Origin of the sequence: Streptomyces griseorubiginosus, from assembly GCF_001514195.1 — a bacterium.
GTDB classification, from domain to species: Bacteria; Actinomycetota; Actinomycetes; order Streptomycetales; family Streptomycetaceae; genus Streptomyces; species Streptomyces griseorubiginosus.
In genome coordinates this window covers 64,439-85,407 of record NZ_KQ948747.1, presented here as the reverse complement: position 1 = coordinate 85,407, position 20,969 = coordinate 64,439, and the positions used below count along the sequence as shown (strand labels likewise).

20 protein-coding genes and 8 pseudogenes are annotated in these 20,969 nt (G+C 67.3%); 11 read left to right on the top strand and 17 right to left on the bottom strand.

From position 1 onward, the window contains the following. Positions 1 to 434: 434 nt before the first annotated feature. On the bottom strand, positions 435 to 1,115 hold the full coding sequence (locus AQJ54_RS39450) for a DUF4232 domain-containing protein (RefSeq protein ID WP_062245997.1): 681 nt from the start codon (positions 1,113 to 1,115) through the stop codon (positions 435 to 437). 110 nt (positions 1,116 to 1,225) lie between these two features. Continuing rightward, entirely contained in the window at positions 1,226 to 2,593 is a 1,368-nt protein-coding gene (locus AQJ54_RS39445; protein ID WP_062245995.1) for a serine/threonine-protein kinase, read from the bottom strand. 19 nt (positions 2,594 to 2,612) lie between these two features. On the opposite strand from AQJ54_RS39445, the gene AQJ54_RS39440 reads away from it, so the two are divergent. Further along, entirely contained in the window at positions 2,613 to 3,182 is a 570-nt protein-coding gene (locus AQJ54_RS39440; protein WP_079070229.1) for an RNA polymerase sigma factor, read from the top strand. A 161-nt stretch (positions 3,183 to 3,343) separates the two neighbouring features. Here AQJ54_RS39440 and AQJ54_RS39435 read toward each other — a convergent pair. Continuing rightward, positions 3,344 to 3,775, bottom strand: a pseudogene (locus AQJ54_RS39435) (transposase); the annotation flags it as partial. Between AQJ54_RS39435 and AQJ54_RS44365 the strand changes: the two are divergent. The 4 genes and pseudogenes from AQJ54_RS44365 to AQJ54_RS47085 form a co-directional block, all read left to right on the top strand. Then, a pseudogene (locus AQJ54_RS44365) lies at positions 3,776 to 4,123 on the top strand (transposase); the annotation flags it as partial. It lies immediately after the preceding pseudogene. Between the two features lie 148 nt (positions 4,124 to 4,271). Beyond that, complete coding sequence (locus tag AQJ54_RS39430) at positions 4,272 to 4,895, top strand: TetR/AcrR family transcriptional regulator (protein WP_062245993.1); 624 nt, start codon at positions 4,272 to 4,274, stop codon at positions 4,893 to 4,895. Positions 4,896 to 4,944: 49 nt separating this feature from the next. Beyond that, positions 4,945 to 5,802: an SDR family oxidoreductase gene (locus tag AQJ54_RS39425; protein ID WP_062245991.1), complete on the top strand. Its 858-nt coding sequence runs from the start codon at positions 4,945 to 4,947 to the stop codon at positions 5,800 to 5,802. A 36-nt stretch (positions 5,803 to 5,838) separates the two neighbouring features. Then, positions 5,839 to 6,150 (top strand): annotated as a pseudogene (locus AQJ54_RS47085) (IS5 family transposase); the annotation flags it as partial. Between the two features lie 91 nt (positions 6,151 to 6,241). On the opposite strand, the pseudogene AQJ54_RS44355 reads toward AQJ54_RS47085, so the two are convergent. Next, positions 6,242 to 6,388, bottom strand: a pseudogene (locus AQJ54_RS44355) (IS5/IS1182 family transposase); the annotation flags it as partial. A gap of 161 nt (positions 6,389 to 6,549) precedes the next feature. On the opposite strand from AQJ54_RS44355, the gene AQJ54_RS47080 reads away from it, so the two are divergent. Beyond that, positions 6,550 to 6,843: a transposase gene (locus AQJ54_RS47080; protein ID WP_248845554.1), complete on the top strand. Its 294-nt coding sequence runs from the start codon at positions 6,550 to 6,552 to the stop codon at positions 6,841 to 6,843. Further along, positions 6,840 to 6,968, top strand: a pseudogene (locus AQJ54_RS47875) (transposase); the annotation flags it as partial. The gene AQJ54_RS47080 and the pseudogene AQJ54_RS47875, both read left to right, overlap by 4 nt. Before the next feature lie 11 nt (positions 6,969 to 6,979). Here AQJ54_RS47875 and AQJ54_RS39415 read toward each other — a convergent pair. The 4 genes and pseudogenes from AQJ54_RS39415 to AQJ54_RS39405 all read right to left on the bottom strand — a co-directional run. Further along, positions 6,980 to 7,925 (bottom strand): annotated as a pseudogene (locus AQJ54_RS39415) (transposase); the annotation flags it as partial. Further along, positions 7,876 to 8,583, bottom strand: coding sequence for an IS3 family transposase (locus AQJ54_RS39410; RefSeq protein WP_282959649.1), 708 nt, complete (start codon positions 8,581 to 8,583; stop codon positions 7,876 to 7,878). The pseudogene AQJ54_RS39415 and the gene AQJ54_RS39410, both read right to left, overlap by 50 nt. Positions 8,584 to 8,601: 18 nt before the next feature. Continuing rightward, a pseudogene (locus tag AQJ54_RS47510) lies at positions 8,602 to 8,778 on the bottom strand (transposase); the annotation flags it as partial. Between the two features lie 162 nt (positions 8,779 to 8,940). Continuing rightward, positions 8,941 to 9,519 carry a TetR/AcrR family transcriptional regulator gene (locus AQJ54_RS39405; RefSeq protein ID WP_062245989.1) on the bottom strand — a complete coding sequence of 193 codons (579 nt, stop codon included), beginning with the start codon at positions 9,517 to 9,519 and terminating at the stop codon, positions 8,941 to 8,943. Between the two features lie 150 nt (positions 9,520 to 9,669). Between AQJ54_RS39405 and AQJ54_RS39400 the strand changes: the two genes are divergently transcribed. Then, positions 9,670 to 10,824, top strand: a complete 1,155-nt coding sequence (locus AQJ54_RS39400; RefSeq protein ID WP_062245987.1) for a serine hydrolase domain-containing protein — start codon at positions 9,670 to 9,672, stop codon at positions 10,822 to 10,824. A gap of 96 nt (positions 10,825 to 10,920) precedes the next feature. On the opposite strand, the pseudogene AQJ54_RS44345 reads toward AQJ54_RS39400, so the two are convergent. The 3 genes and pseudogenes from AQJ54_RS44345 to AQJ54_RS39385 form a co-directional block, all read right to left on the bottom strand. Further along, positions 10,921 to 11,854, bottom strand: a pseudogene (locus AQJ54_RS44345) (IS5 family transposase). A gap of 349 nt (positions 11,855 to 12,203) precedes the next feature. After that, positions 12,204 to 13,316: an amidohydrolase family protein gene (locus AQJ54_RS39390; protein WP_062245985.1), complete on the bottom strand. Its 1,113-nt coding sequence runs from the start codon at positions 13,314 to 13,316 to the stop codon at positions 12,204 to 12,206. Next, the gene (locus AQJ54_RS39385; RefSeq protein ID WP_062245983.1) at positions 13,313 to 13,906 is read right to left on the bottom strand and encodes a nuclear transport factor 2 family protein; all 594 of its coding nucleotides are present in this window, start codon (positions 13,904 to 13,906) and stop codon (positions 13,313 to 13,315) included. Before AQJ54_RS39385 ends, AQJ54_RS39390 begins: the two co-directional genes overlap by 4 nt. 84 nt (positions 13,907 to 13,990) lie before the next feature. On the opposite strand from AQJ54_RS39385, the gene AQJ54_RS39380 reads away from it, so the two are divergent. Next, positions 13,991 to 14,884, top strand: a complete 894-nt coding sequence (locus AQJ54_RS39380; protein ID WP_062245981.1) for a LysR substrate-binding domain-containing protein — start codon at positions 13,991 to 13,993, stop codon at positions 14,882 to 14,884. A gap of 38 nt (positions 14,885 to 14,922) precedes the next feature. Here AQJ54_RS39380 and AQJ54_RS45885 read toward each other — a convergent pair whose 3' ends face one another. The 6 genes from AQJ54_RS45885 to AQJ54_RS39365 form a co-directional block, all read right to left on the bottom strand. Beyond that, a complete protein-coding gene (locus AQJ54_RS45885) occupies positions 14,923 to 15,141 on the bottom strand; it encodes a hypothetical protein (protein WP_159055612.1) in 219 nt (72 codons plus the stop codon). A 56-nt stretch (positions 15,142 to 15,197) separates the two neighbouring features. Continuing rightward, positions 15,198 to 16,160, bottom strand: coding sequence for an ATP-grasp domain-containing protein (locus AQJ54_RS45880; protein WP_159055611.1), 963 nt, complete (start codon positions 16,158 to 16,160; stop codon positions 15,198 to 15,200). A 3-nt stretch (positions 16,161 to 16,163) separates the two neighbouring features. Beyond that, entirely contained in the window at positions 16,164 to 16,442 is a 279-nt protein-coding gene (locus AQJ54_RS45875) for a hypothetical protein (RefSeq protein WP_159055610.1), read from the bottom strand. A gap of 351 nt (positions 16,443 to 16,793) precedes the next feature. Next, positions 16,794 to 17,063: an alpha/beta hydrolase family protein gene (locus tag AQJ54_RS44340; RefSeq protein WP_248845550.1), complete on the bottom strand. Its 270-nt coding sequence runs from the start codon at positions 17,061 to 17,063 to the stop codon at positions 16,794 to 16,796. Positions 17,064 to 17,166: 103 nt separating this feature from the next. After that, positions 17,167 to 17,394 (bottom strand): hypothetical protein, encoded by a 228-nt coding sequence (locus tag AQJ54_RS45870; RefSeq protein ID WP_159055609.1) that lies wholly within the window; start codon positions 17,392 to 17,394, stop codon positions 17,167 to 17,169. A 145-nt stretch (positions 17,395 to 17,539) separates the two neighbouring features. Continuing rightward, the gene (locus AQJ54_RS39365) at positions 17,540 to 17,764 is read right to left on the bottom strand and encodes a hypothetical protein (protein ID WP_062245968.1); all 225 of its coding nucleotides are present in this window, start codon (positions 17,762 to 17,764) and stop codon (positions 17,540 to 17,542) included. Between the two features lie 908 nt (positions 17,765 to 18,672). Here AQJ54_RS39365 and AQJ54_RS39360 point away from each other — a divergent pair. Both AQJ54_RS39360 and AQJ54_RS39355 read left to right on the top strand, forming a co-directional pair. Then, a complete protein-coding gene (locus tag AQJ54_RS39360) occupies positions 18,673 to 19,434 on the top strand; it encodes a DeoR/GlpR family DNA-binding transcription regulator (protein ID WP_062245966.1) in 762 nt (253 codons plus the stop codon). A 167-nt stretch (positions 19,435 to 19,601) separates the two neighbouring features. Beyond that, complete coding sequence (locus tag AQJ54_RS39355; protein ID WP_079070226.1) at positions 19,602 to 20,966, top strand: ABC transporter substrate-binding protein; 1,365 nt, start codon at positions 19,602 to 19,604, stop codon at positions 20,964 to 20,966. The last annotated feature ends 3 nt before the right edge of the window (positions 20,967 to 20,969 follow it).

The following is a 20,969-nucleotide window of genomic DNA, read 5'->3' as shown; positions in this document are numbered from 1 at the left end:
ATCGCCGAAGGAGCTGTTGTCTGCACTGATGCTGGACCAGATCGACACCGGTAAAGAGGCTGATGTGCTTGTGAGGAGCGGCGGCACGTCAGCCAGCTGCAGGGCAGCGGGGAGCGGACATCCTGAACCTGAGGAAGTTCAGCCCGTCCGCCATCGGCGCTGCCCAGGATCCCAGGTGCCGATGGACTCGCTCCCCAACAGAGGGGAAAGGAACTCGGCCGCGGCTGCTTCGGCAGCCTCCCAGGTCGCGCATCCCTCAAGGACAGTGTGCTTGCCGATGGCCAGCGAAGCCTGCGCGGTGGGCGGCACGGCTTCCGCCCACCTGTCTCGGGGACAGCGCCAGCCCTCCTCTGCACGGTTGTGACGTCCCATCCGCCCCCCGCCAAGTAGCGGGTGCCGAAGCCCCGGTAAGGGGCGCCTCAGGCCCCCGCTGTTCAGGAGCCCGTTCCGGGGGCGAACACCATCAGCCGTACGGTGGACGCGTTACCGGAGACCGGCACCGGACCGCCTGTCCACGTCACCTTCAACGGGTCCCGCTCATCCGGCGGTGTCACCAGCAGCGTCGCGGGGGTGGCGGCGTGCGCGCCGCTGACGCCGGGGTTGGAGAAAGTCATCCCGGCCCAGGCGCTCCTGCCGGGCGCCAGGGTCACGGTCTTGGGTGTCCCCCACCCGCGCACCGGGTCCGGTCCGAGCTGCTTGCCCGACGCGTCGAGGAAGGCGACACCGGGATAGCCGTGCACCGTGCAGGTGCGCGAGGACGTGTTGGTCAGCACGATCGGGAAGTTCTCCTGCCCGGCACCGGGGTCGTTGCGGCCGACGCTCGCCCGCAGCTCGGAGGTGTGACAGCGGCTCTTGGAGGCGGCCGACGAAGGCTCGCCCACGGTGAGAGTAGTTTTGCCGGCCGTGGTGCCCGGCGCGGAGGCCGAGGCGGTGACGGACGCGATCGCCGAGCCGGTGGTGGCGCCGCCGGTGGCCGGCGCGGCCGTGCCGCTCAGCGTCTGCGCAGAGCTCGCACCGCTGTCACCGCCACTGCCGCAGGCCGTCAGCGTGCCCAGCAGCAGGGCCGCGCCCGCCACCAGGGCCGCCCGGTGGACGGAAAGGGACTTGTTCGTCATGTTCCTCAACGCTCCCGAAGTTTGCCCGCACACGCCACAGCGTGTGCGTACGGCGCTCTGTGCCCCGTCATACATGTCCGATGCACGCCCGGACGAAAAAGTTCGCGTGTTCAGGGTGCGCCCTGCGGGCCCGCCACACGCACGGAGGCCAGCACGCGGTCGGCGGCGGAGGCTTTGCCGTGGGTACGGATCTGGACGTACACCCGGGGCTGCCCGGCACCGTCGGCCGGTGCCAGTGCGGCCTCCGTGACTGTCCCCGGCCCGCCGGAGCAGTCGCTCCAGACGCGGACCCTGCCGCGCCACGCCGTGCCGGTGTAGAGGTGGCCGCCGTCGTAGTGGCAGCCGGGGTGGCTGAGGGCGTTGACCGCCGCCGTAAGGTCCCCGTGCTCGCTCAGCCCGACGAAGGCGCCGTTCACCACTGTCGCGAGGTCCGGCCACCGCGCCAGGTCGTCCGCGACGGCGAACCCCGGCTCGTGTCCGCCGGGCAGGCCGAGCGCCCGCGGATCCCAGCCCGAGTCGCGCAGCTGGCGGTCCCAGGAGGCGGGGACCTCGGCCGTGACCCGCCCGCCGGTGTCGGCGACCCGCACGGCGGACGCCGGCGCGGAGCGGTGGACGAGCGCCGCAATCACCCCGAGGGCCGTGGCCACCGCCACCCCGGTGACGGCGAGGGCCCGGCGGGGCCGCCGGGGCCGTCGACCCGTCGGGGTGAGCCCTTCCAGCTCCTGGGCGAAGGCCCGCGCGGTGGGCCAGCGCCGTTCCCGGTCCGGCTCCAGCGCCCGCATCAGGGCGCGCCGGACCGCCGGGTCCAGGTCCGGGCGCAGCCGGTCGGCCGGTAGGACCTTGCCGGGCTCGCCGGGCACCGTGCCGGTGACCAGGTGGTAGCCGACCGCTCCCAGGCTGTACACGTCGGCCCGTTCGTCGATCCCCGCACCGGCTTCGGCCTGCTCCGGCGGACGGTAGCCGGCCGAGCCCGCGGCCAGGGTCAGTCCGGACGCCTGCGCCAGGCTCTTGGCAAGCCCCAGGTCGGCGAGCAGCACCCGCGGACCCCTACCGGACAGCAGTACGTTTGTCGGCTTGATGTCCCGGTGCACGATCCCCGCCTCGTGCAGTGCCGCCGCGCCCCGGGCGGCCAGCGCCGTCAGCCGCAGCGCCTCGGGGACCGGCAGCCGACCGTCGGCGACCAGGTCGGCGAGGGTACCGCCGTCGGCGTACTCCATGACGAAGTACGGCCGCTCGTCGGGCAGTTCACCGATGTCGTAGACCTGCACCACCCGCTCGGAGCCGGCCCGGCGCAGCATGCGCGCCTCCTCCAGGAAGCGCTCGCGCACATCGAGGCGGTGGGCCCAGTTGTCGGCGAGGACCTTGACCGCCACGGGCGCTCGCAGCACGTCGTCGTGGGCGAGCCAGACCGTGCCGAACGCGCCCGTGCCCAGACGTCGTTCGAGGCGGTAGCGCCCGATCCGCTCCACAGAGTGCATACGACTATCATGCCTGGACGTGGATCAATCCCGAGCCGAGCACCTGGTCATACCCGCCGAGGGCCTCGCCCGTCTGGCCGCCACGGGAGACCCGGCGGCACTGGAGGAACTGCTCCAGACGCTCCGGCCCGAGATCCTCAGGCGCTGCGGCCGCTTCCTGCCCTGCCGCGAGGACGCCGAGGAGGCCGCCCAGGACGTCCTGCTGCAGCTGTCCCGGAAGATCGCCACCTTCGAGGGACGCAGCCGCTTCAGCACCTGGCTGCACACGGTCGTTGCCAACTGCTGCCGCCAGAAATACCGGGAGCTCAAGCGACGGGCCGCCGAGCAGCCGGCTCCTCTCGACGCCGACCGGTCCGTCGACCCCCGCACCACGAGCGTGATCGCCGGTTCCCGGATCGACTTGCTGGAGGCCCTGGAGCGGCTGGAGCGCGAACACCCGCAGCTGGTCGAGCCGTTGGTCTACCGGGACATCTGCCAGCTGGAGTACGCGGAAGCCGCGGAGCGCGCCGGGATACCCCTCGGCACCTTCAAGTCCCGCCTGCACGAGGCCCGCCGCCAGGTCCGCCCCTGGCTCGCGCAGCAGGCCTGAGCCCTCAGCCCTTCTCGATCAGGCCGATCTCCGCTCAAATCGTCTCGCCCTCGCCGGCATGCCCGCTGCCGCAACGCAGGGTGAACCGGGCGACCAGCAACAGCCCCCCGTTACCTTTTTCGTGGCTCCGCAATGGGGCCTCCGGCCTTCGGGTCCGGCATGACTTCCCGCAGGCCGGTTGAGCGGGCGGCGCGGATGCGGTCCTCGGCGCGGGCCCGCTGGCGGTGTCGCAGCTCCAGCCGGGCGATCTTCTGGCCGGTGGTGTTGGTGGCGAAGCAGGTCAAACGCAGCTCGTCGGCGTCGGTGAAGCGCAACTGGGCTCCGGGGTACGGGCGTTCCTTGCGGACGATCAGCCGTATCCCCTTGGGCCAGCCCTTCAGGCAGTCGCTGCCGGCGTCGAGTTCGGCCACCCAGGCACCGTCGCGGACCTCGCCGTCCGGCTCGACGGCCGGTGTCCACGCGGACGCGGGGACCTTCAGGACGGCCTGGTGGATGGCGTCGGTGATGGTTATGCCGACCGAGTACGACAGCCACCGGCCGCGGGCCGAGAGCCAGGCCACGAAGTCATGGGTGCCACCGCCGGAGTCGGTACGATGATCGTCGCGGTTGGCCGGCCTCTGCCCGGCAACCGCAACGACTGCAGAGCATGGGAGTTGTCCAGAGCGAAGGCTCTCGTCGGCAACACCTTGGTGATTGCTGACGGTGGCTACCGCGGCACTGGCCTGGTGATCCCGCACCGCTGTGAACCAGGCCAGGTTGAACTCTCAGTCTGGAAAGAGGAGCACAATCGCTCACACCGCAAGGGTCGTGCCCGCGTCGAGCACGCCTTCGCCCGCATGAAGAGCTGAAAGATCCTCCGAGACTGCCGGTTGAAGGGCGACGGCGTTCATCAGGCCATTCTTGGCATAGCCCGCCTGCACAACCTCGCGCTCGCCGGATAGACCCGCCCAAGGTGGGCAACCTCGGTGCCAGCCATGTTGAGCTAGTTGATCATTGCGGGACAGCCTTTACCGAGCCCGAGTTGCCAGAGCTCTGTATTCTGGGTTACTTTCGATACGCAACCGTAGCGTATCGAAAGTAGGTGTAGACGTGGTCAGCGCATCGAGTGGCTCGGGCAGTGGCGGCACGGTTCGGCCGCCCGTCACTGGACGGCCGCGCGATACCAGTCGTGACATGGCCATTCTTGATGCCACTCTGGCGCTGCTGACCGAGGTGGGCTACGAGCAGCTGTCCATGGAGGCGGTTGCGAACCGTTCTGGGGCTGCAAAGACGACGATCTACCGTCGCTACCGCGATAAGGCAGCACTGGTCGCGGCCGCGGTCGAGCATCGCTCGCACGCCACACCTCCCGAGCCTGCCGCGGGTGACCTGCGAGGAGAGCTCCTCAGGCTGGTCACCTGGCTGGGGCGGCAGATCGCCGAGCAGGAGATCGGCCTGCTGGGGGCACTGTTCGCCGGGATGCGCAGCGACGCGCGCCTGGCGGAGGAGATGCGCCGCATTCTGCGTCGCGACGAGGCCGCGATGACCGACGCACTCCTGCGGAAGGCGGTCCGGGACGGAGACCAGCTGACGCCTCGGGCGGCTGAACTCTTTGCCGAGGTCGCCCCGGCCGTGATCGTCCACCGCATCGTGGTCGCGGGCGAGCCGTGCGACGAGGCGTTCATCGAGCACCTCGTCGACGACATCCTCCTGCCGCTCCTGCGCAGCTCCTGACACCACCCTGCCTGCCTCAGCGCACCGCGGAAAGGAAAGGAAGACCCTTATGATCATCGTCACCGGAGCCACCGGCGCCCTCAACGGCGCCACCGTCGAACACCTTCTCAAGCGCCTGCCCCCTGAGCAGATCGGCGTCAGCGTCCGCGATGTCGCCAAGGCACAGCACTTCGCCGACCGCGGCGTGCGGGTACGGCAAGGCTCCTACGAAGACCCGGCCGCGCTGCGGCACTCCTTCGAGGGTGCCGAGCAGGTCCTGCTCGTCTCCTCCAACGACCCGCACGCCGACGCCGTCGCGCTGCACCGCGTCGGCATCGAGGCCGCCGTCGCCGCCGGTGCCGGGCGCATCCTCTACACCAGCCATCAGGGCGCCGGCGCCGACAGCCCCTTCCACCCGGCCCGCGACCACGCCGCCACCGAACAGCTTCTGGCCGACTCAGGCGTCGCCTGGACCGCGTTGCGCAACGGCTTCTACGCCCACAGCCTCGCCTGGCTCCTCGGTCCCTGGCGGCAGACCGGCACCATCACCGCCCCGGCCGACGGTCCGGTCTCCTGGACCGACCGCGCCGATGCCGCCGAAGCGGCAGCAGTCATCCTGGTCGGCGACCGCACCTTCGACGGCCCGGTCACGCTCACCGCCCGCCAGGCCGTCACGTTCGACGACGTCGCCGCGATGGCATCGAAGGCCAGTGGCCGTGAGGTCACGCGCGTGACGCTGGACGACGCGGCATGGATCGCGGACCAGGTCGCCGCCGGTACTCCGGAGGCGATGGCGCGGATGACGCTCACCACCTTCCAGGCCGCCCGACAGGGCCGCTTCGCGGGCGTCGATCCGCTGCTCGCCGAGCTCCTGGGCCGAGAGCCCCGCAGCATCGCCGACCAACTCGCGGACACGAACGCCGCCTGAAAGAGGAGGCAGTGGCGTGCTCAGCAGGGGGATCTCACCGATGACGAGTGGGCAGTGCTGGAGCCTCTGCTGCCCAAGAGCAACAACAGCTGCGGCCGCTGGCGGGACCACCGACAGGTGATCAACGGAATCATCCACCGGTTGAGTACCGGCTGTCAGTGGCGTCAGCTGCCCGCTCGCTTCGGCCCGTGGCAGACCATTCACAAACGCCACAGCCGGTGGTCTGCCGACGGCACCTGGGAGCGGCTGCTCCAGCACGCCCAGGCGATCACGGACGCAGCCGGTGATATCGACTGGAACATCAACGTCGACTCCACCTCCATCCGGGCCCACCAGCACGGCGTCGGCGCTCCGACCAATCCGCCACCAGTACCTCCGCTGCCTCAAAAGGGGCCCTGGAAAGGTCAGTTCACCTGCGCGCACGGAGGTCCCAGACCAGGCGGCGGTGCTTGTCGTGGTCGTAGCCGCGGTCGCGCAGAACCACGTCCGGGCGGCGCCGGGGTCGGCCGCGTTTGCCCCGCACCGGCGGCACGGCCTGGAGAGGAGGGATCAGCTGGGTGACGTCGTTGCGATTGCCGCCGGTCAGGGTGTACTAGGGTCCGTCTTCAAAGATCATTGGGTGGTGGATCATGGTGGGGTGATACGTCGTCATGAATTCACCGATCAGGAGTGGGAGTTCCTCGCTCCGCTGATACCGCGGGCTGTGACGGGCCGGCCGAGGGTGTCGGACCGGCAGGTCATCAACGAATGGTCTACAAGATCCGGACCGGGATTTCCTGGCGTGACCTGCCGGAACGCTACGGCCCATGGCAGACCCTCTACACCCGCTTCCGCCGTTACGCCCTGGACGGCGTGTTCACGCGGGCTCTTCAGCAGATCCAAGCCGGTGCGGACGCGGTCGGCGACATCGACTGGCTCGTCCAGATCGACTCCACCATCGTCCGCGCCCACCAACACGCAGCCGCCACCGGCCGAAAAGGGGGCACCATCGGCCGGACGAACCGGACGATCACGCCCTTGGCCGGTCCCGAGGTGGACTGACCACCACAATCCATCTCGCCTGCGACGGCAAGGGGCGCCCGCTCGCAGTCCTGGTGACACCGGGACAGCGCCACGACAGCATCTGCGCGCGCCCTCTTCTGGAGCGCATCCGCGTCCCTCGCACCGGCCCAGGCCGACCCCGCTGCAGACCTGACCAGGTCATCGCCGACAAGGCCTACAGCTCCGCCTTCCCAATGCCCCAGGACCGCGCGGTCTGCGGCCTCTGCAGGACGTTCACTGAGGACGACATCCGCGGTGACATGCCCTTGCGGCTTCTTCCGTGACCTCGACCGAGTCTCTCGAAGCGCCCGCCCGGTGCGCAGGCAGGCGACCAGCTCACGCTTGAGCGCACCACGGCCCTTGATGAACAGCGACTGGTAGATCGCCTCGTGGCTGATGCGCATGGACTCATCCTCGGGGAAATCGGCCTTCAACCGATGCGAGATCTGTTCCGGGCTCCATGCTGTCGCCCACCGCCTGTCTTGCCGGTGCGGCTTGTTCAGCCCTTTCCACGGAGGCGTCCGCGGTCCTGCGGCGACCGTCCCGTCAGGCCGGTGAACGTTCCCCGCCAACCTCTCCTGAACGTACTCACGCAACCGGTCGTTGCCCAGAAGCTTCGCGCTCTTCGGGCGCTAGGCCGCCTGCTGAGCCTTCCACTGGGCGACCGTCGCGCGGTACTCCGGCTTGCCGCCGCGCGTGGCGGTGTTGCGGCGCAGTTCTCGAGAGATTGTCCCGGGGTCGCGCTCCAGGGCGTGGGCGATCTCGCGCACACCCTTGCTCATCGCCCTGAGAATCGCGATCTCCTCGCGCTCCTCGAACGTGAGGTACCGGCCCAAGGGTTCGGCCAACGAGATCGGAGGCATGCCGCCAGCGTGACGAAACCACCTCGCGCCCACCGGCCACGACACGCCGACCGCCAGCGACGCCTCGGCCGTCGTGACCCCCGTGGCGATCAGTCGCCAGAACTGGCACTGCACGACCCGAGACGGATCAGCCCGCCCCGGCGAACGCATCGCCGGCCGCAACGCACGGTCAGCGCGCCACTGCCGACGCCGCCCCTCCGGAACATCGCTGGTCCTCAAACTCCAGTCCGCCGTGGCCACGCCACATACCTCCGAGATCAGGGTGTTGCGACGACCAGTTGAATCCACCTCGCGATCCGCGGTCGCTGTGGTGAATCAGCCCGGAGTCCTTCTTGATCCTCCGTCTCCACAGGACCATCTCCAAGACGTCCAGCGGGAGTTCGGTCCGCATGTGATCCGCGACCTGCCAGCCGACGATCATCCGCGAGTACACGTCCAGGACGAACGCCACGTACGCCCAGCCCGACCATGTGCGGACATACGTCATGTCCGCCACCCACAACTGGTCCGGGCGCGAGGCGGTGAAATTGCGGTCGACCAGGTCCGGCGGGCGGGGCGCCGACGGCTCGGGCATCGTGGTGCGGCGCCGCTGACCGCGGATGACGCCCTCAATGCCCAGCTCGCGCATCGGCCGCTCGATGGTGCACCGGGCCACGTCGATGCCCTTGCGCCGCAGCGCGCGGGTGATCGGCCGGGCCCCATAGGTGGCCCCGGACTCCGCGTGGATCTCCTCGATCAGAGGCATGAGCTGCTCGTCGCGGAGCCGGCGGGCGGGCTTCGGACGCTTCTTGCGGGCGAAGTACGTCGACGGCGACAGGTCCAGCACCCGGCAGACGGGATCGACCCCGAGACCGCGCTCGCGCAGGTGGTCGATCACTTGCTCTGCGTTTTCTTTGCGGAGTTGCCTCAGCTCGTCGCGTTCGCCGGTGGTCAGCCGGTCGTCGCGTTCGCCGGTGTCGGCCTCGGCCTGGCACACCCACTGCCGCAGGGCTTCTTTGTGGATGCCGAGGTCCCGGGCGACATGCGCGACCGGGCGGCCGGTGGTGCGGACCTCGCGGACGGCCCGATCGCGGAACTCGTCCGGCTACTTACGTGGTGCTGGCACAGCTCGTGGTTCTCCTTCGGACCAGGATTCATAAGCCTGGCTTCAGGGACTCCACGAAACGGGGTGCAGCTCAACAGCAACGACCGTCACCACCCTGCCAAGATCACCAACAGAGTCACGGCATTGCGGCTAGGCCGCCACGTCGCTGTCCTGTGTCGGCAACCCCCGCAGGAGGACGCCCAGGAAGAGGTCGAAACGTGGCGTGACATGGCCGATCGTCACCGGCTGCTCCTCGACCGCGAGCCAGCTGATCATGGACGTGATGAAGATGAGCCAGCTTTGCTCTGCGTGCTGATGCGAAATGCCGCCTTTGATGAACACATCGATGCATGCGCGGCGAAGCCGGTCCACCGAGTGCGTGTTGTGCACGTGCGGCCGTGAAAGGTGCGAGGCGTAGCCGGGCAAGGCCAGGAAGTGCTCACGGATCAGCAGCGCCAGCTGCCGAAGCTGTGCGCGCCAGCCTGACGAGTCAAGCTCGACTGCGCTTAGCACTCGGTCGACGACCACTTCGCTGATGAGATCGAACAGTTCGTCGCGACTTTTCACCCAGCGGTAGAGCGCGCCGTGGCGAACTTCCAGCCGTTCCGCCAGCTGGCGCATCGTGATCGTGTCGATGTTATCGAACGTGGCCACGGCTTCCACGATCTGCTCGCGGCTGATCTGTGCCGGTCGGCCCGGCCGGCGGGGCGTGTCGGCGACTTCCTTCATGGCCTTGACGGTACCGGGCCTCGGGTCGGCTGAGGGCGCCGCCCGCCGTGCAGCGCACCGCGTCGACTTTTGTGGCCAGTGGCCACTAAAGAAGGTAGCGTGGAGCCTGCGTCTCCCAATGAGGCGTCTACCGCATGCAAAGGAGGGGATATGTCCGAGATTGCCGTGCACGGCAGCGTCGCCGACGGGTTCGAGCCCGTGCGTGAAGAGTTCCGCGCGATCGTGACCCGCGAGGGCGGCGACCTGTGCGCCCAGGTGGCCGCGTACCACCGCGGACAGCCCGTGGTGGACCTGTGGACAGGCAGCGAGACCGTGGCGGATTCCCTTCTGGGCATCTACTCCGCGAGCAAGGGCATCACCCACATCGTCCTGGCGCTGCTGGTGCAGCAGGCCGTCCTCGACCTCGACGCACCGGTCAGTCGGTACTGGCCCGAGTTTGCCGTCAAGGACAAGCAGGACATCTCGCTGCGCGAGCTGGTCTCGCACCAGGCTGGGCTGGTAGGCGCGACCAACGGCTTCACCATGGACGACATCGCGGACGACCAGGTCGTCGCCGAGCGGCTCGCGGCGCAACGCCCGTTCTGGCGGCCCGGCACCTCCTCCGGTTACCACGCCCTGGTGATAGCCGCCCTCAGTGGCGAAGTCGTACGACGGGCCACCGGAACGAGCGTGCAAACGCTCTTCAACGAGCAACTCCGCGACCCGCTCGGGCTCGACCTCTACCTGGGACTGCCGGCAGACCAGGAGCACCGGTACCTTCCGGCGCAACCGATGATCCATACGCCCGAACGACTCGCCGGTTTGGCCGCAACAGCAGCCGCCCCGGACAGCCTCAGCGGCGTAGCGTTCAACCGTCACGCTCCTGGTAACCGCGAGGTGTGGGAACTCCCCAACCTCGCCGCCGTCCGATCCAAAGGAACAGCCTCTTTCGGAGGCGTAGGCACAGCCCGAGGCCTAGCCAAGCTCTACTCCGCACTGGCCAGCCCCGTGGACTGTCACCAACCGCTCCTCAGCGCCGACACCGCCTCCGCATTCGCCCAAGTCCAAAGCAACGGCTTCGATCTAGTGCTGCGATCCCAAAAAGCCTGGGCTGTCGGCTTTCACACCTATTCCGAGACCTACCCCTCATTGGCTGCAAGCTCGTTCGGACACAGCGGCGCAGGAGGCCAACAGGCGCTCGTCGACCCACGCAACGAGCTGTCCTACGCCTTCCTGCGCCGCCGCTTCCTGTATCCCGCCCAAGCCGATCCCGATCACAACCATTTGCTACGCGCCCTACGAACAGCGGCAGACAAGCGTGCCTGAAGGGCCGCCATCAAGCCGTCGCCCGCCACTGCCACTACCAGCGCCGCACGCACCTCGATCGGGTGAGTCACGAACCACCATCGTCCTGATGCAGCGTCAGTTCACTAGACTCGAAACAGGCGTGCTGACCAGGGAAATGGAGAAGCGCGACTGGAGTACTAGGGTCCGTCTTCGAGCGGATCTTGCCCAGAGCAGGAATGAGGCGAGTGTGACCGCCGCTTCATAGGAGGCGGCGGTCTTCTCGTATCGGGTAGCGATTCCACGGAAGCCCTTGAGCCGGTTGAAGCAGCGCTCGACGATGTTGCGTTGACGGTAGATCTGCCGGTCGAACGCCGGTGGCCGCCCGCCACGACGTCCGCGGTTGTGCCTGTGTCGCTGCTGGTCGGTCTTCTCCCGGATGGTGTGCCCGATGCCGCGTCTGCGCAGGTAGGCGCGGAAGCCCCGGGAGCTGTAGGCCTTGTCGGCGATGACCTGGTCAGGCCTGCATCGGGGTCGGCCTGGGCCGGTGCGAGGGACGCGGATGCGCTCCAGAAGAGGGCGCTCGCAGATGCTGTCGTGGCGCTGTCCCGGTGTCACCAGGACTGCGAGCGGGCGTCCCTTGCCGTCGCAGGCGAGATGGATTGTGGTGGTCAGTCCACCTCGGGACCGGCCGAGGGCGTGATCGTCCGGTTCGTCCGGCCGATGGTGCCCCCTTTTCGGCCGGTGGCGGCTGCGTGTTGGTGGGCGCGGACGATGGTGGAGTCGATCTGGACGAGCCAGTCGATGTCGCCGACCACGTCCGCACCGGCTTGGATCTGCTGAAGAGCCCGCGTGAACACACCGTCCAGGGCGTAGCGACGGAAGCGGGTGTAGAGGGTCTGCCATGGGCCGTAGCGTTCCGGCAGGTCACGCCAGGAAATCCCGGTCCGGATCTTGTAGACCATTCGTTGATGACCTGCCGGTCCGACACCCTCGGCCGGCCCGTCACAGCCCGCGGTATCAGCGGAGCGAGGAACTCCCACTCCTGATCGGTGAATTCATGACGACGTATCACCCCACCATGATCCACCACCAGATGATCTTTGAAGACGGACCCTAGTAGGGTTTCTCCTCGTACTGGACTGAGCCAGACGAGCCGTTTCTGGATGCGGACGAACGCTTCTGCGCGCCGAATGTGGCCAGACGCGCAGGTCGGCACGTACAAGATCTGTGAGCCGATGGGGCGACGGATTGGTGCCGGTGTCGTGGGGGTGTTCCGCTGCTCGGCGGCAGGGAGCACCAGCACACGTCCCGACGTTCCTCTGTTCCGATCCGCTTGAGGTGCCAGGGTCCGCTGTGAACCGGTCGAAGCCCCTGGGCCGGCCGGTCAAGCCGTGCCCGCGGGGCGGAAGCTGTAGCGTTCAGGGAAGTGCCGGGGTGTCGTGTGCGACCGCGTCGACGGCTCGGCCGGCCGTCCAGACGGCCCGGATGCTGCGTGTTGCGTCGGTTGCGGCCACCGGGTCGCCGGTGACGAGGAGCAGGTCGGCGCGTAGTCCTGGCCGGATCGAGCCGCGGTCGGCGAGGCCGAACGCGGTGGCGGCTGCGCTGGTCGCCGACCGGAGCGCTTCGCGGGGGGTGAGGCCAGCTTCGACGAGGAGGGCGAGTTCGGTGTGCAGGCTGCTGCCGTGCGGTACCGCGGCGGGGACCCCTGGCTGGGTGTTGGCGTCGGTTCCGGCGACGATCGTGCCGCCTGCACGGTGCAGGGCCCACACCATGGTGCGCGCGTGGGCGTACGCCTGTTCCGGGTCGTCATGGTGGCGCGCGGTGCCCCGCATCATGGTCAGGGTCGGTACCAGGATACAGCCCTGCTCGGCGATGGCCCGCACCTGCTGTTCGGCAAGACCGGCGTCGAGCGGAGCATGGGTGAGGATGTCGACCCCGGCCTGCACGGCCAGGGCAATGGCACCGGTGTGGCTAGCGTGCGCGACCACTTTGAGCCCGGCCGCGTGCGCCGCGTCCACTGCGGCCTCGGCCGTCTTGAGGTCGGGACCACCGCCTCCTTGCCGTTCGAGGACCAGTTTGACGTAGTCCACGCCCTCAGCGATGCGCGCGGCGACCCGTCGGCGGGCCTGCTCTGGAGTCGCGATCCGGTCCTCGGCGGGGAAGCCGGGGATGCGCGCGTGCGGGCCTGCGGGGCCGATCAGCGGAGTCCCCGCGCTGCGGATGTCAGCGCCGCATCCGGCCGTGCGCAGAGCAGCAGTGAACCGAGCGGGCCAGGAACCCATGTCCAGTGCCGTGGTCACACCGTACCGGGCGAGCGCCGACAACTCGGACGGGTCGCGGAAGTGCACGTGCGCATCGATCAGCCCGGGCAGCAGGGTCGCGCCGGCGCCATCGACGGTCACCTCGGTCGAGGGCGCCGTGCCTGCCGGGCTGAGGCCCGTGATGCCGGACTCGTCGAAAGAAACGTCGAACGGCCCGTCGAGGGCTTTCTGGCCGTCGAAGACCGTGACGCCCGCAACCGTGGTCCTCATGCCTTGTCCTTGCCATGGAGCCAGTCGTAGGCCGACTGCTTGATGGTGCGTTCCAGTTCGCTGCCCTTGGTCGCAAACATACGCCGGACGGGGAACCCGCTTGCGTCGAGGAGATAGGCCAGCGCCCCATACTCGCGCGGATATACAGCGAGCGCCTCCTTGTCGACCTTCACGAGTCCTGCGGGGAAGGTGAAGAAAGCGAAGTCGTACACGCTCTTGCGGTCCAGAATGCGCCACGCTCCGTCGCGTCGCTCGATCCGGTCGATGAAGCGGTTGTGGCCGCTTACGCCGAGCCCGAGCCGGACGTTCTCACCGATGATGACCGCGTTGGTCTCGCTGACCGCACGCGTGCCGTCGGAGGAGAAGGCCACCGCGGGGGCGGTGATGAGGTGCTTGGTGCGGAAGTCGGATGTGCCCATCCGCGCGGACGCGTGGATGAAATCACCGGCCAGCCCCTCGAACCAGGTCACCTCGATCCTCCCGTCCGGATGGAACAGCTTACGCAGGCCGTCCCAGTCCCCGAGGTCGCGGCGGATCCACCCGGTCATGAGGTCGGCGATGTCCTGGCGATCTTGCAGCGTTGAGGTCATACACCTAAGTCTTCGTTCCGAGCATTGATCGGTCCAATTGATTGATACGATGCACTCATCGCTGTGGGCGATTAAAGAGGTCTTATGGAGCTGCGTCACCTGCGGTATTTCGTGGCGGTCGCGGAGGAGCGCCACTTCGGGCGTGCGGCGGCCCGGCTCCACGTGACCCAATCCACGTTGAGCGCACAGGTGCAAAGCCTTGAGCGCGAGGTGGGGGGCCCTGTGTTCGCCCGGACGAGCCGTCGCGTCGAACTCACCGAGGCGGGAGAGCTGCTGCTGGCCGAGGCGCGTCGCACTCTGGCCCAGGCCGACCGAGCGCTCAGCGTCGCCCGGCAATCGGTCAACGGCGAGATCGGGGAGGTCCGGATCGCCTTCTCCGGCGTCGCGGTGCTGGAAGGTGTCCTGCCCGCAGACCTGCGCCGCTTCCACCAGGCACATCCCCATGTGGAGCTCACCCTGACCGAACTGCCACCCACCGCGCAGATCCACGGCGTACGGGAAGGCACGATCGATATCGGATACAGCGCCGACTTCGACCTCAACGATGCCGACGACCTCGTCGTGACCCGCCGCGCGAAATCGTCCCTGTCGATCGCCGTGCGGCGCGACCACCCACTGGCCGACGCCGCGACGGTGACAGCAGCCGACCTGACGGACGAGAAACTCATCGTGGTCGCCGCCGACGAAGGCGACGAGACCTTGCTCGCCCGGCTTCAGATCACCCCCCGCGAGCACAAGTCAGGCATCCACCTGGTAAGCGGTTCACTCGCCGTACTTGCCCTCGCCGCCGCCGGGGCGGGCGTGGCCGTCGTTCCGACGCCCACCCAATACATCGCGCTACCTGACATCACCTACCGCCCCTTGCACGCCACTCCAACCGGGCTGAATGTCGTCACCCTCAGCAGGCCAGACGAACTGTCAGGCCCCGTTCGAGCATTCCTCGGCCAAGCGTCCAGGGCAGCACGAGGACGTCCATGAAGCGGCTGCGACGGTTGGATCCGGAGCATCTGTGGCGATCAGCCGGCTGTTCTGCGCAGTGCCTGCACGGCGGTCTCAGCTTGACGGCTGGCTGCGAGTGCTACGTCTCGTTGCCCGCGCACCTCCTCCATCTCCATGTCGCACAGCGAGCGGGCATCCAGGCCGTGCGCCACTTCGGCGAGTACTCCAGCCACGAGCTCCACCTTGTGCCCGAGCCGTACGACTCGCACCTGGACGTCGATTTCAGTCGACCGCACGGCGACAGCCCGCCCGGGACCGCCACCTACGCGGCCAGGCTGCATGACCTCTCGCACTACGGCTGGGCGCGCAGCCCAGTAACGTCCGGATCCGACAAGCCACTGGTATCCGGGGGAGGATCGGTGAGTCGACTTTTCAAGTATGCCGAATAGGCCCTGACCTTGCCGGCTGTGTACCCGCCGCTCCCGATCGGCGGATTCGGGCTCACATCCAGGACACACCATTGCCCGGTCGTCCAATGCCGAACGAGATGGACACCGGCGATGTCGTAGCCCAACGCTGTCGCAGCCTGAACAGCGGCCTGCTGCGCCTCCGGATCCAACCCATACGGGTCGACGAGAGTGGCATCCTCCCAGCCCGATTTCTCTAGCAGATGGCCGCCACCGATGCTGCGACGCTGCAGAGCAAAAGATACGTAACCCCCCAAAACGAGTAAGAAAAATGCACCATCAGGTGGCACGAGTTCCTGGGCGAGGAGCCCGCGCGCCTGGTCGGCATCTCGGAGTTTTTCGGTGAACGCTGCTTGGCTACCAACGAGGCTGGTCCGGCCACGTCTGCCGCCCGTGACTGTTTTCAACACGAATGGCAGGTCAAGCCGCGCGGCCAGATCATGATAAGCATCTGGGAGCAATCGCAGTGGCAGATAGGCCGTGGATGGTATGGACAGCCCACGGTTGGCCAACCGCACGTACTTGAACAGTTTGGTGGGGGCGCCGATACCTGCGACGTTGACGGCATGGACACCTTTAGTCGCGAGGTAGTCCGCGAGCGCGTTCAAGAGAGTCGCGGTGGGACGGTGATAGGCAAGGACTTGCACCAGACCGAAGTCGGCCAGATCCCGCCCGCTCACCGTCTCGCGGATATGGACTCCCGCGGGGCCGGTGTAGATGGCGATTTCCTCGATACTACGGAAAACGACCTCAACACCGGCGGCGAGCAGCGCACCCGCAAATTCGACATGCTCGCCAAGTCCTTCACCGTTGAGGACCAGCGCGGGTTTCGATGCCGACCTGACCATCGCCTACTGGCCACCCTTCTGTACGAACCCCTTGACCTTTTCCTCGATGGCTTCGTCTATCTTGGCGGGATCCAGCTTGTCCTCTTTCCGGAATCCGAGTTCGGCAAGCGTCAGATCATCGAACTCCTCAAGAACCTCGTCGATGGCTTCGACTTTATCCGCAGCTTTCGACGACGCTTCCGCAGCCGAAGCTGCGGAAGCACTCGACTGCTCCGGATCAGACGCCGTGCCCTCTTCCCGGTTGGTTGCCGGGCCAGTTTTACGCTCCTGCTTACTGGGCATTTTTCCCCATTAATTGCGTCACGGAAAGACGGTTCTGCTTACTTGACCCGCGGGAAATTCTTGGCGTTGATTCCCTTAATGAGGAAATCGTCGACTTCGTCGAGCGGCTTCGAGGTCTTCTCGGACATGAGCCGAAGCACGATAGTTGTCACCACGGCAGGCTTGTTGTCATCGAGGAGGAGCCAGGGAGGCAGTGTCCCGCCCGCATTGCGGTCGGCGGGTCCGCTGTTTTCCGCGTCCGGTGGTCAGGTGCTTCGGCGTGAGGCGGCCACCTGGGTATGGCGGGGTAGCAGAACGGGGGCGAGCTCGCGCCATTCTCGCCGTGGCAGCCGGTCCGGCGTAGCGGTTAGTTCAGAGACCGCGTTCAGGCCCTGTGCGAGCACGCAGAGAAACCTCGTACCACGGACTCCACCGACAACACCCTGACTCAATGGCTGTGGCTTCGCCGAGGAGAGCAGCGAACCCTTGTAAGACGTGCGGTACCTGGAGCCAGACCTGGAGTCGTACGGGGATGTCGTGGTCGGCGGCGCGGACGGCGAGCCCTATTGCGTCGTCGAGCAGGACCTCGTGCGGGCCGACCTGGACGAGCAGCGGAGGCAGGCCGGTGACGTCGACGAAGATCGGACTGGCCGGGGCATGGATGCGGTCGCGGCCCCGAGGTAGTCGCTGGCCCTGATGCGCAAGGCTTAAGGCCGAGCTTGAGGGCGGTAGACCGAGTGTGGCCTCACCCGGTGGCTGATGGCGGCGGCCAAACAGTGATGACGTCGCCGTCGAGGGTCACGAGCCGGTCCGGGAATCGGCGACGCACCAGGTCGAGGTCGTCCAGGTTGAAGTCGCCGATCCCTTCGACCACGCAGGCGTTTCCGATGTGGGAGACCTCTCGCGCCTGGGCAGGCCACAGGCCGTCAGTAAAGTGTTTGGCTTTGCGAATTGAGTCAGCAGCTGGTGTCATCTCGCATCCTTAAAGCTGGTGCAAAAAAAGTATTTTGGGTCGACCGTCCAGCAGTGCAGCGGTAAACGTTATGTTCGTCTGAGCAAAGTTCGAGCGTGTTTGAGAGCAGTTGCTAGGGGGAGGAAGCGGAGACCAATGGCCGCGGCTACTCCCGGCGCAGGAGGCCGCGCTCACCCCTCGTGGCGCGCATCACTTCGCGAGGGCGCAGTACGAGCAGGATGGGACCAAGCGTGGCGAAGCCGAGGCAGTTGCGGTAGAAGGCCCTGGCGGACGGCGAGGCCGAGGCGGCGGTGAGCGGGACAGTGGCCGAGATGGCGACCGCGGTGACTGTCATGGCCACCATGGGCAGCGGATCGAGCGTGGACCGCACGCGTACACCCCACCCTCCGCGGTCGGCGGGGCGAAGGACGGCTGGGCCCCGACGGCGTAGTGGGTGGAACACGAGGACGGGACACGGCCGTTCGTCCGGCGGTACTCCGCGTCCACCGTCCCCCTGTGGCCATAGTTGATGACGTCCATGCCGTGCAGACCCAGCCCTGCTCCGGTGCGCACTCGCACGAACCTCCTTGAACGATAGATACCGGCGTGCCGTGGACGATCACGGCGCCGACATACGACATGACGAAGAGGCAGTCGGTTGTGTGTCCCGTATTGATCACTGGGTGCGCGGTTTCTGTGCTGTGGAGGAACGGGTCAGCTCAGGGCATTGTCAGACCGACAGAAGGGTCAGATGGGTCGGCGCCGCAGCCACACCACGTTGCATGAGGGCGGGTGCGACGCATTCCCACTGCATCGGTCTTTACCAGACCAGCGCAAGCAGCAGCCGCAGAAGACGTTCGCCAGGACAAACATCATTGCCCGTCATTACCTAAGGATCCCCGACCGTGGAGTGTACGTACGCAACGCTGGCCCGAAGTCGGCGAAGACCGGCTTGTACGGCCGCCGACGACGTGTCCGACTTCGTTCAGCGGACCGATCGGACCTCCGAATCGGGCCACCCTGGCCATTCTGGCCTGGAGGAGCGCGAGCAGCGATGAGGTCGGTCACAGTCCGCTGTCCGCCCGAACCGGGCACTGGAAGCCGCCCGTACGGGCAACAACGAATGGGGGCAAAACGTGCAGCATTTCCATGACCTGTGAATTCGCAAAATTGAATCAGACATCATCGGGCGATTTCAGAGCGGCTGCGGGCCTCTTTGCAGCAAAAGCTGATTGGTATAAATGTGCGGCAAGTCCGGGCACGCCGTGCCCGGACCGGTACGGAAGGTGAGGAAGTGCGATGAACGCCGAGGAGCGCCAGAGCCGGATTCTTGCGCTCGCTCGCCACCAAGGACGCGTCGAGGTCACCACCATTGCCGTCGACCTTGAAGTCGCGCCGGAGACCATCCGTCGCGATCTCGGCGTGCTGGAACGCAGGGGTCTGCTCCGCCGCACCTACGGCGGCGCCTATCCCGTCGAGGGCGCGGGCTTCGAAACGGGCCTGCCTGAACGAGAGACCCTGCATGTCAGGGACAAGCGCCGGATCGCCGCGGAGGCGGTCAAACTCCTCGGTGACGCGGAAACGGTGTTCGTGGACGAGGGCTACACCCCCCAGCTCCTCGCCGGCCTCCTCCCCTGTGACCGGCCCCTGACCGTGGTCACAGCGTCGCTGTCCACCGCAGCCGCGATCGTCGACTCTCAGCAGGTCACCGTATTACTCCTCGGCGGTCGTGTCCGGGCCAGGACGCTGGCCACGGTGGGGTCGTGGGCCTGCGCCATGCTCGAGCGATTCGTCATCGACCTGGCCTTTCTCGGGTCGAACGGCATCTCCCGCGAGCTCGGCCTGACAACGCCTGATCCCGTGGTGGCCGATGTCAAGGCCAAGGCGCTGGCCGTGTCCCGTCGACGGGTCTTCATGGGGCACCACAGCAAGTTCGGCGCGAGCAGCTTCTGCCGCTTCGCCGGGGTGGACGACTTCGAGGCGATCGTCACCGACGTCGGACTATCCAGCGCCGAAGGGCACCGCTACTCACTGATGGGCCCCCGCGTACACCGGGTCTGACTCGCTCATCCCTCTTCCCCTCCCCAGAAACCGGCAACGGCTCAGCCCGAGCCGCCCTGACGGCACCCCCTTGCCTGCGCAGCCCATCCAGCCGACCGTCTGCCCGATCCCACATTTCTCCCTTTCTCGCCCCACCCGCACCCTCGTATTTCATGAAAAGGACGATCATGACTTCAAGAACGAACATGCTGCGGCGCGCCGTGCCACTCGGCGCGCTGGCCATGTGCGGCGCACTGCTCACGGCCTGTGCGGGCGCCGGCGGAGCCGGGAGCGGCTCCGGCTCGCACTCCATCAACGTGCTGATGGTCAACAACCCGCAGATGGCGGACCTGCAGAACCTCACCGCGGACAACTTCACCAAGCAGACCGGCATCAAGGTCAACTTCACTCTGCTGCCCGAGAACGACGTCCGCGACAAGATCACCCAGGACTTCTCCAGCCAGGCCGGCCAGTACGACGTGGCGACGATCAGCAACTATGAGACGCCGATCTACGCCAAGAACGGCTGGCTTGCCCCGCTGACCTCGTACGCGAAGAAGGACACCGCCTTCGACCAAGGCGACATCCTGCCCGCCATGCGGCAGTCTCTGACCGCGTCCGGCCAGATTTACGCCGAGCCGTTCTACGGCGAGTCGTCCTTCCTGATGTACCGCAAGGACATCTTCAAGGAGAAGGGGCTCACCATGCCGACCAACCCCACCTGGCAGCAGGTGGCCGCCCTGGCCGCCAAGGCCGATGGCGCCAAGCCCGGCATGAAGGGGATCTGCCTGCGTGGTCTGCCGGGATGGGGCGAGGTGATGGCACCGCTGACCACAGTGGTCAACACCATGGGTGGCACCTGGTTCGACAAGGACTGGAAGGCCCAGGTCGACAGCCCCGCCTTTGAAAAGGCCACCAAGTTCTACGTCGACCTCGTCCGTTCCCACGGCGAGGCGGGCGCACCCCAGTCCGGATTCGCCGAGTGCCTCAACGACACGGAGCAGGGGAAGGTCGCCATGTGGTACGACGCCACCTCCGCCGCCGGGTCGCTCGAAGCCAGTGGGTCACCAGTGGCCGGCAAAATGGGCTACGCGCCCGCACCGGTCGGCCAGACCAAGAGCTCGGGCTGGCTCTACACCTGGGCCTGGGGCGTGCAGAAGGCGAGCAAGCACCGGGACGACGCCTGGAAGTTCATCTCCTGGGCGTCCAGCAAGAAGTACGAGGACCTGGTGGGCTCCAAGCTCGGCTGGTCCAACGTCCCGGCGGGCAAGCGGACTTCCACCTACGCCAACCCGAAGTACGTCGCTGCGGCCTCGGCCTTCGCCACAGCTACCGCGAACGCGCTAAAGTCCGCCGACCCGGGCAACCCGGGCGTGCAGCCGCGGCCCGCCCCCGGCATCCAGTTTGTCGGCATCCCCGAGTTCACTGACCTGGGTACGCAGGTTTCCCAGCAGATCAGCTCCGCCATCGCAGGCAAAACCAGCGTCGAGAAGGCACTGAAGGCCAGTCAGGTACTCGCCGAAAAGGTCGCCGCCAAGTACGACGCCAAGTGACCC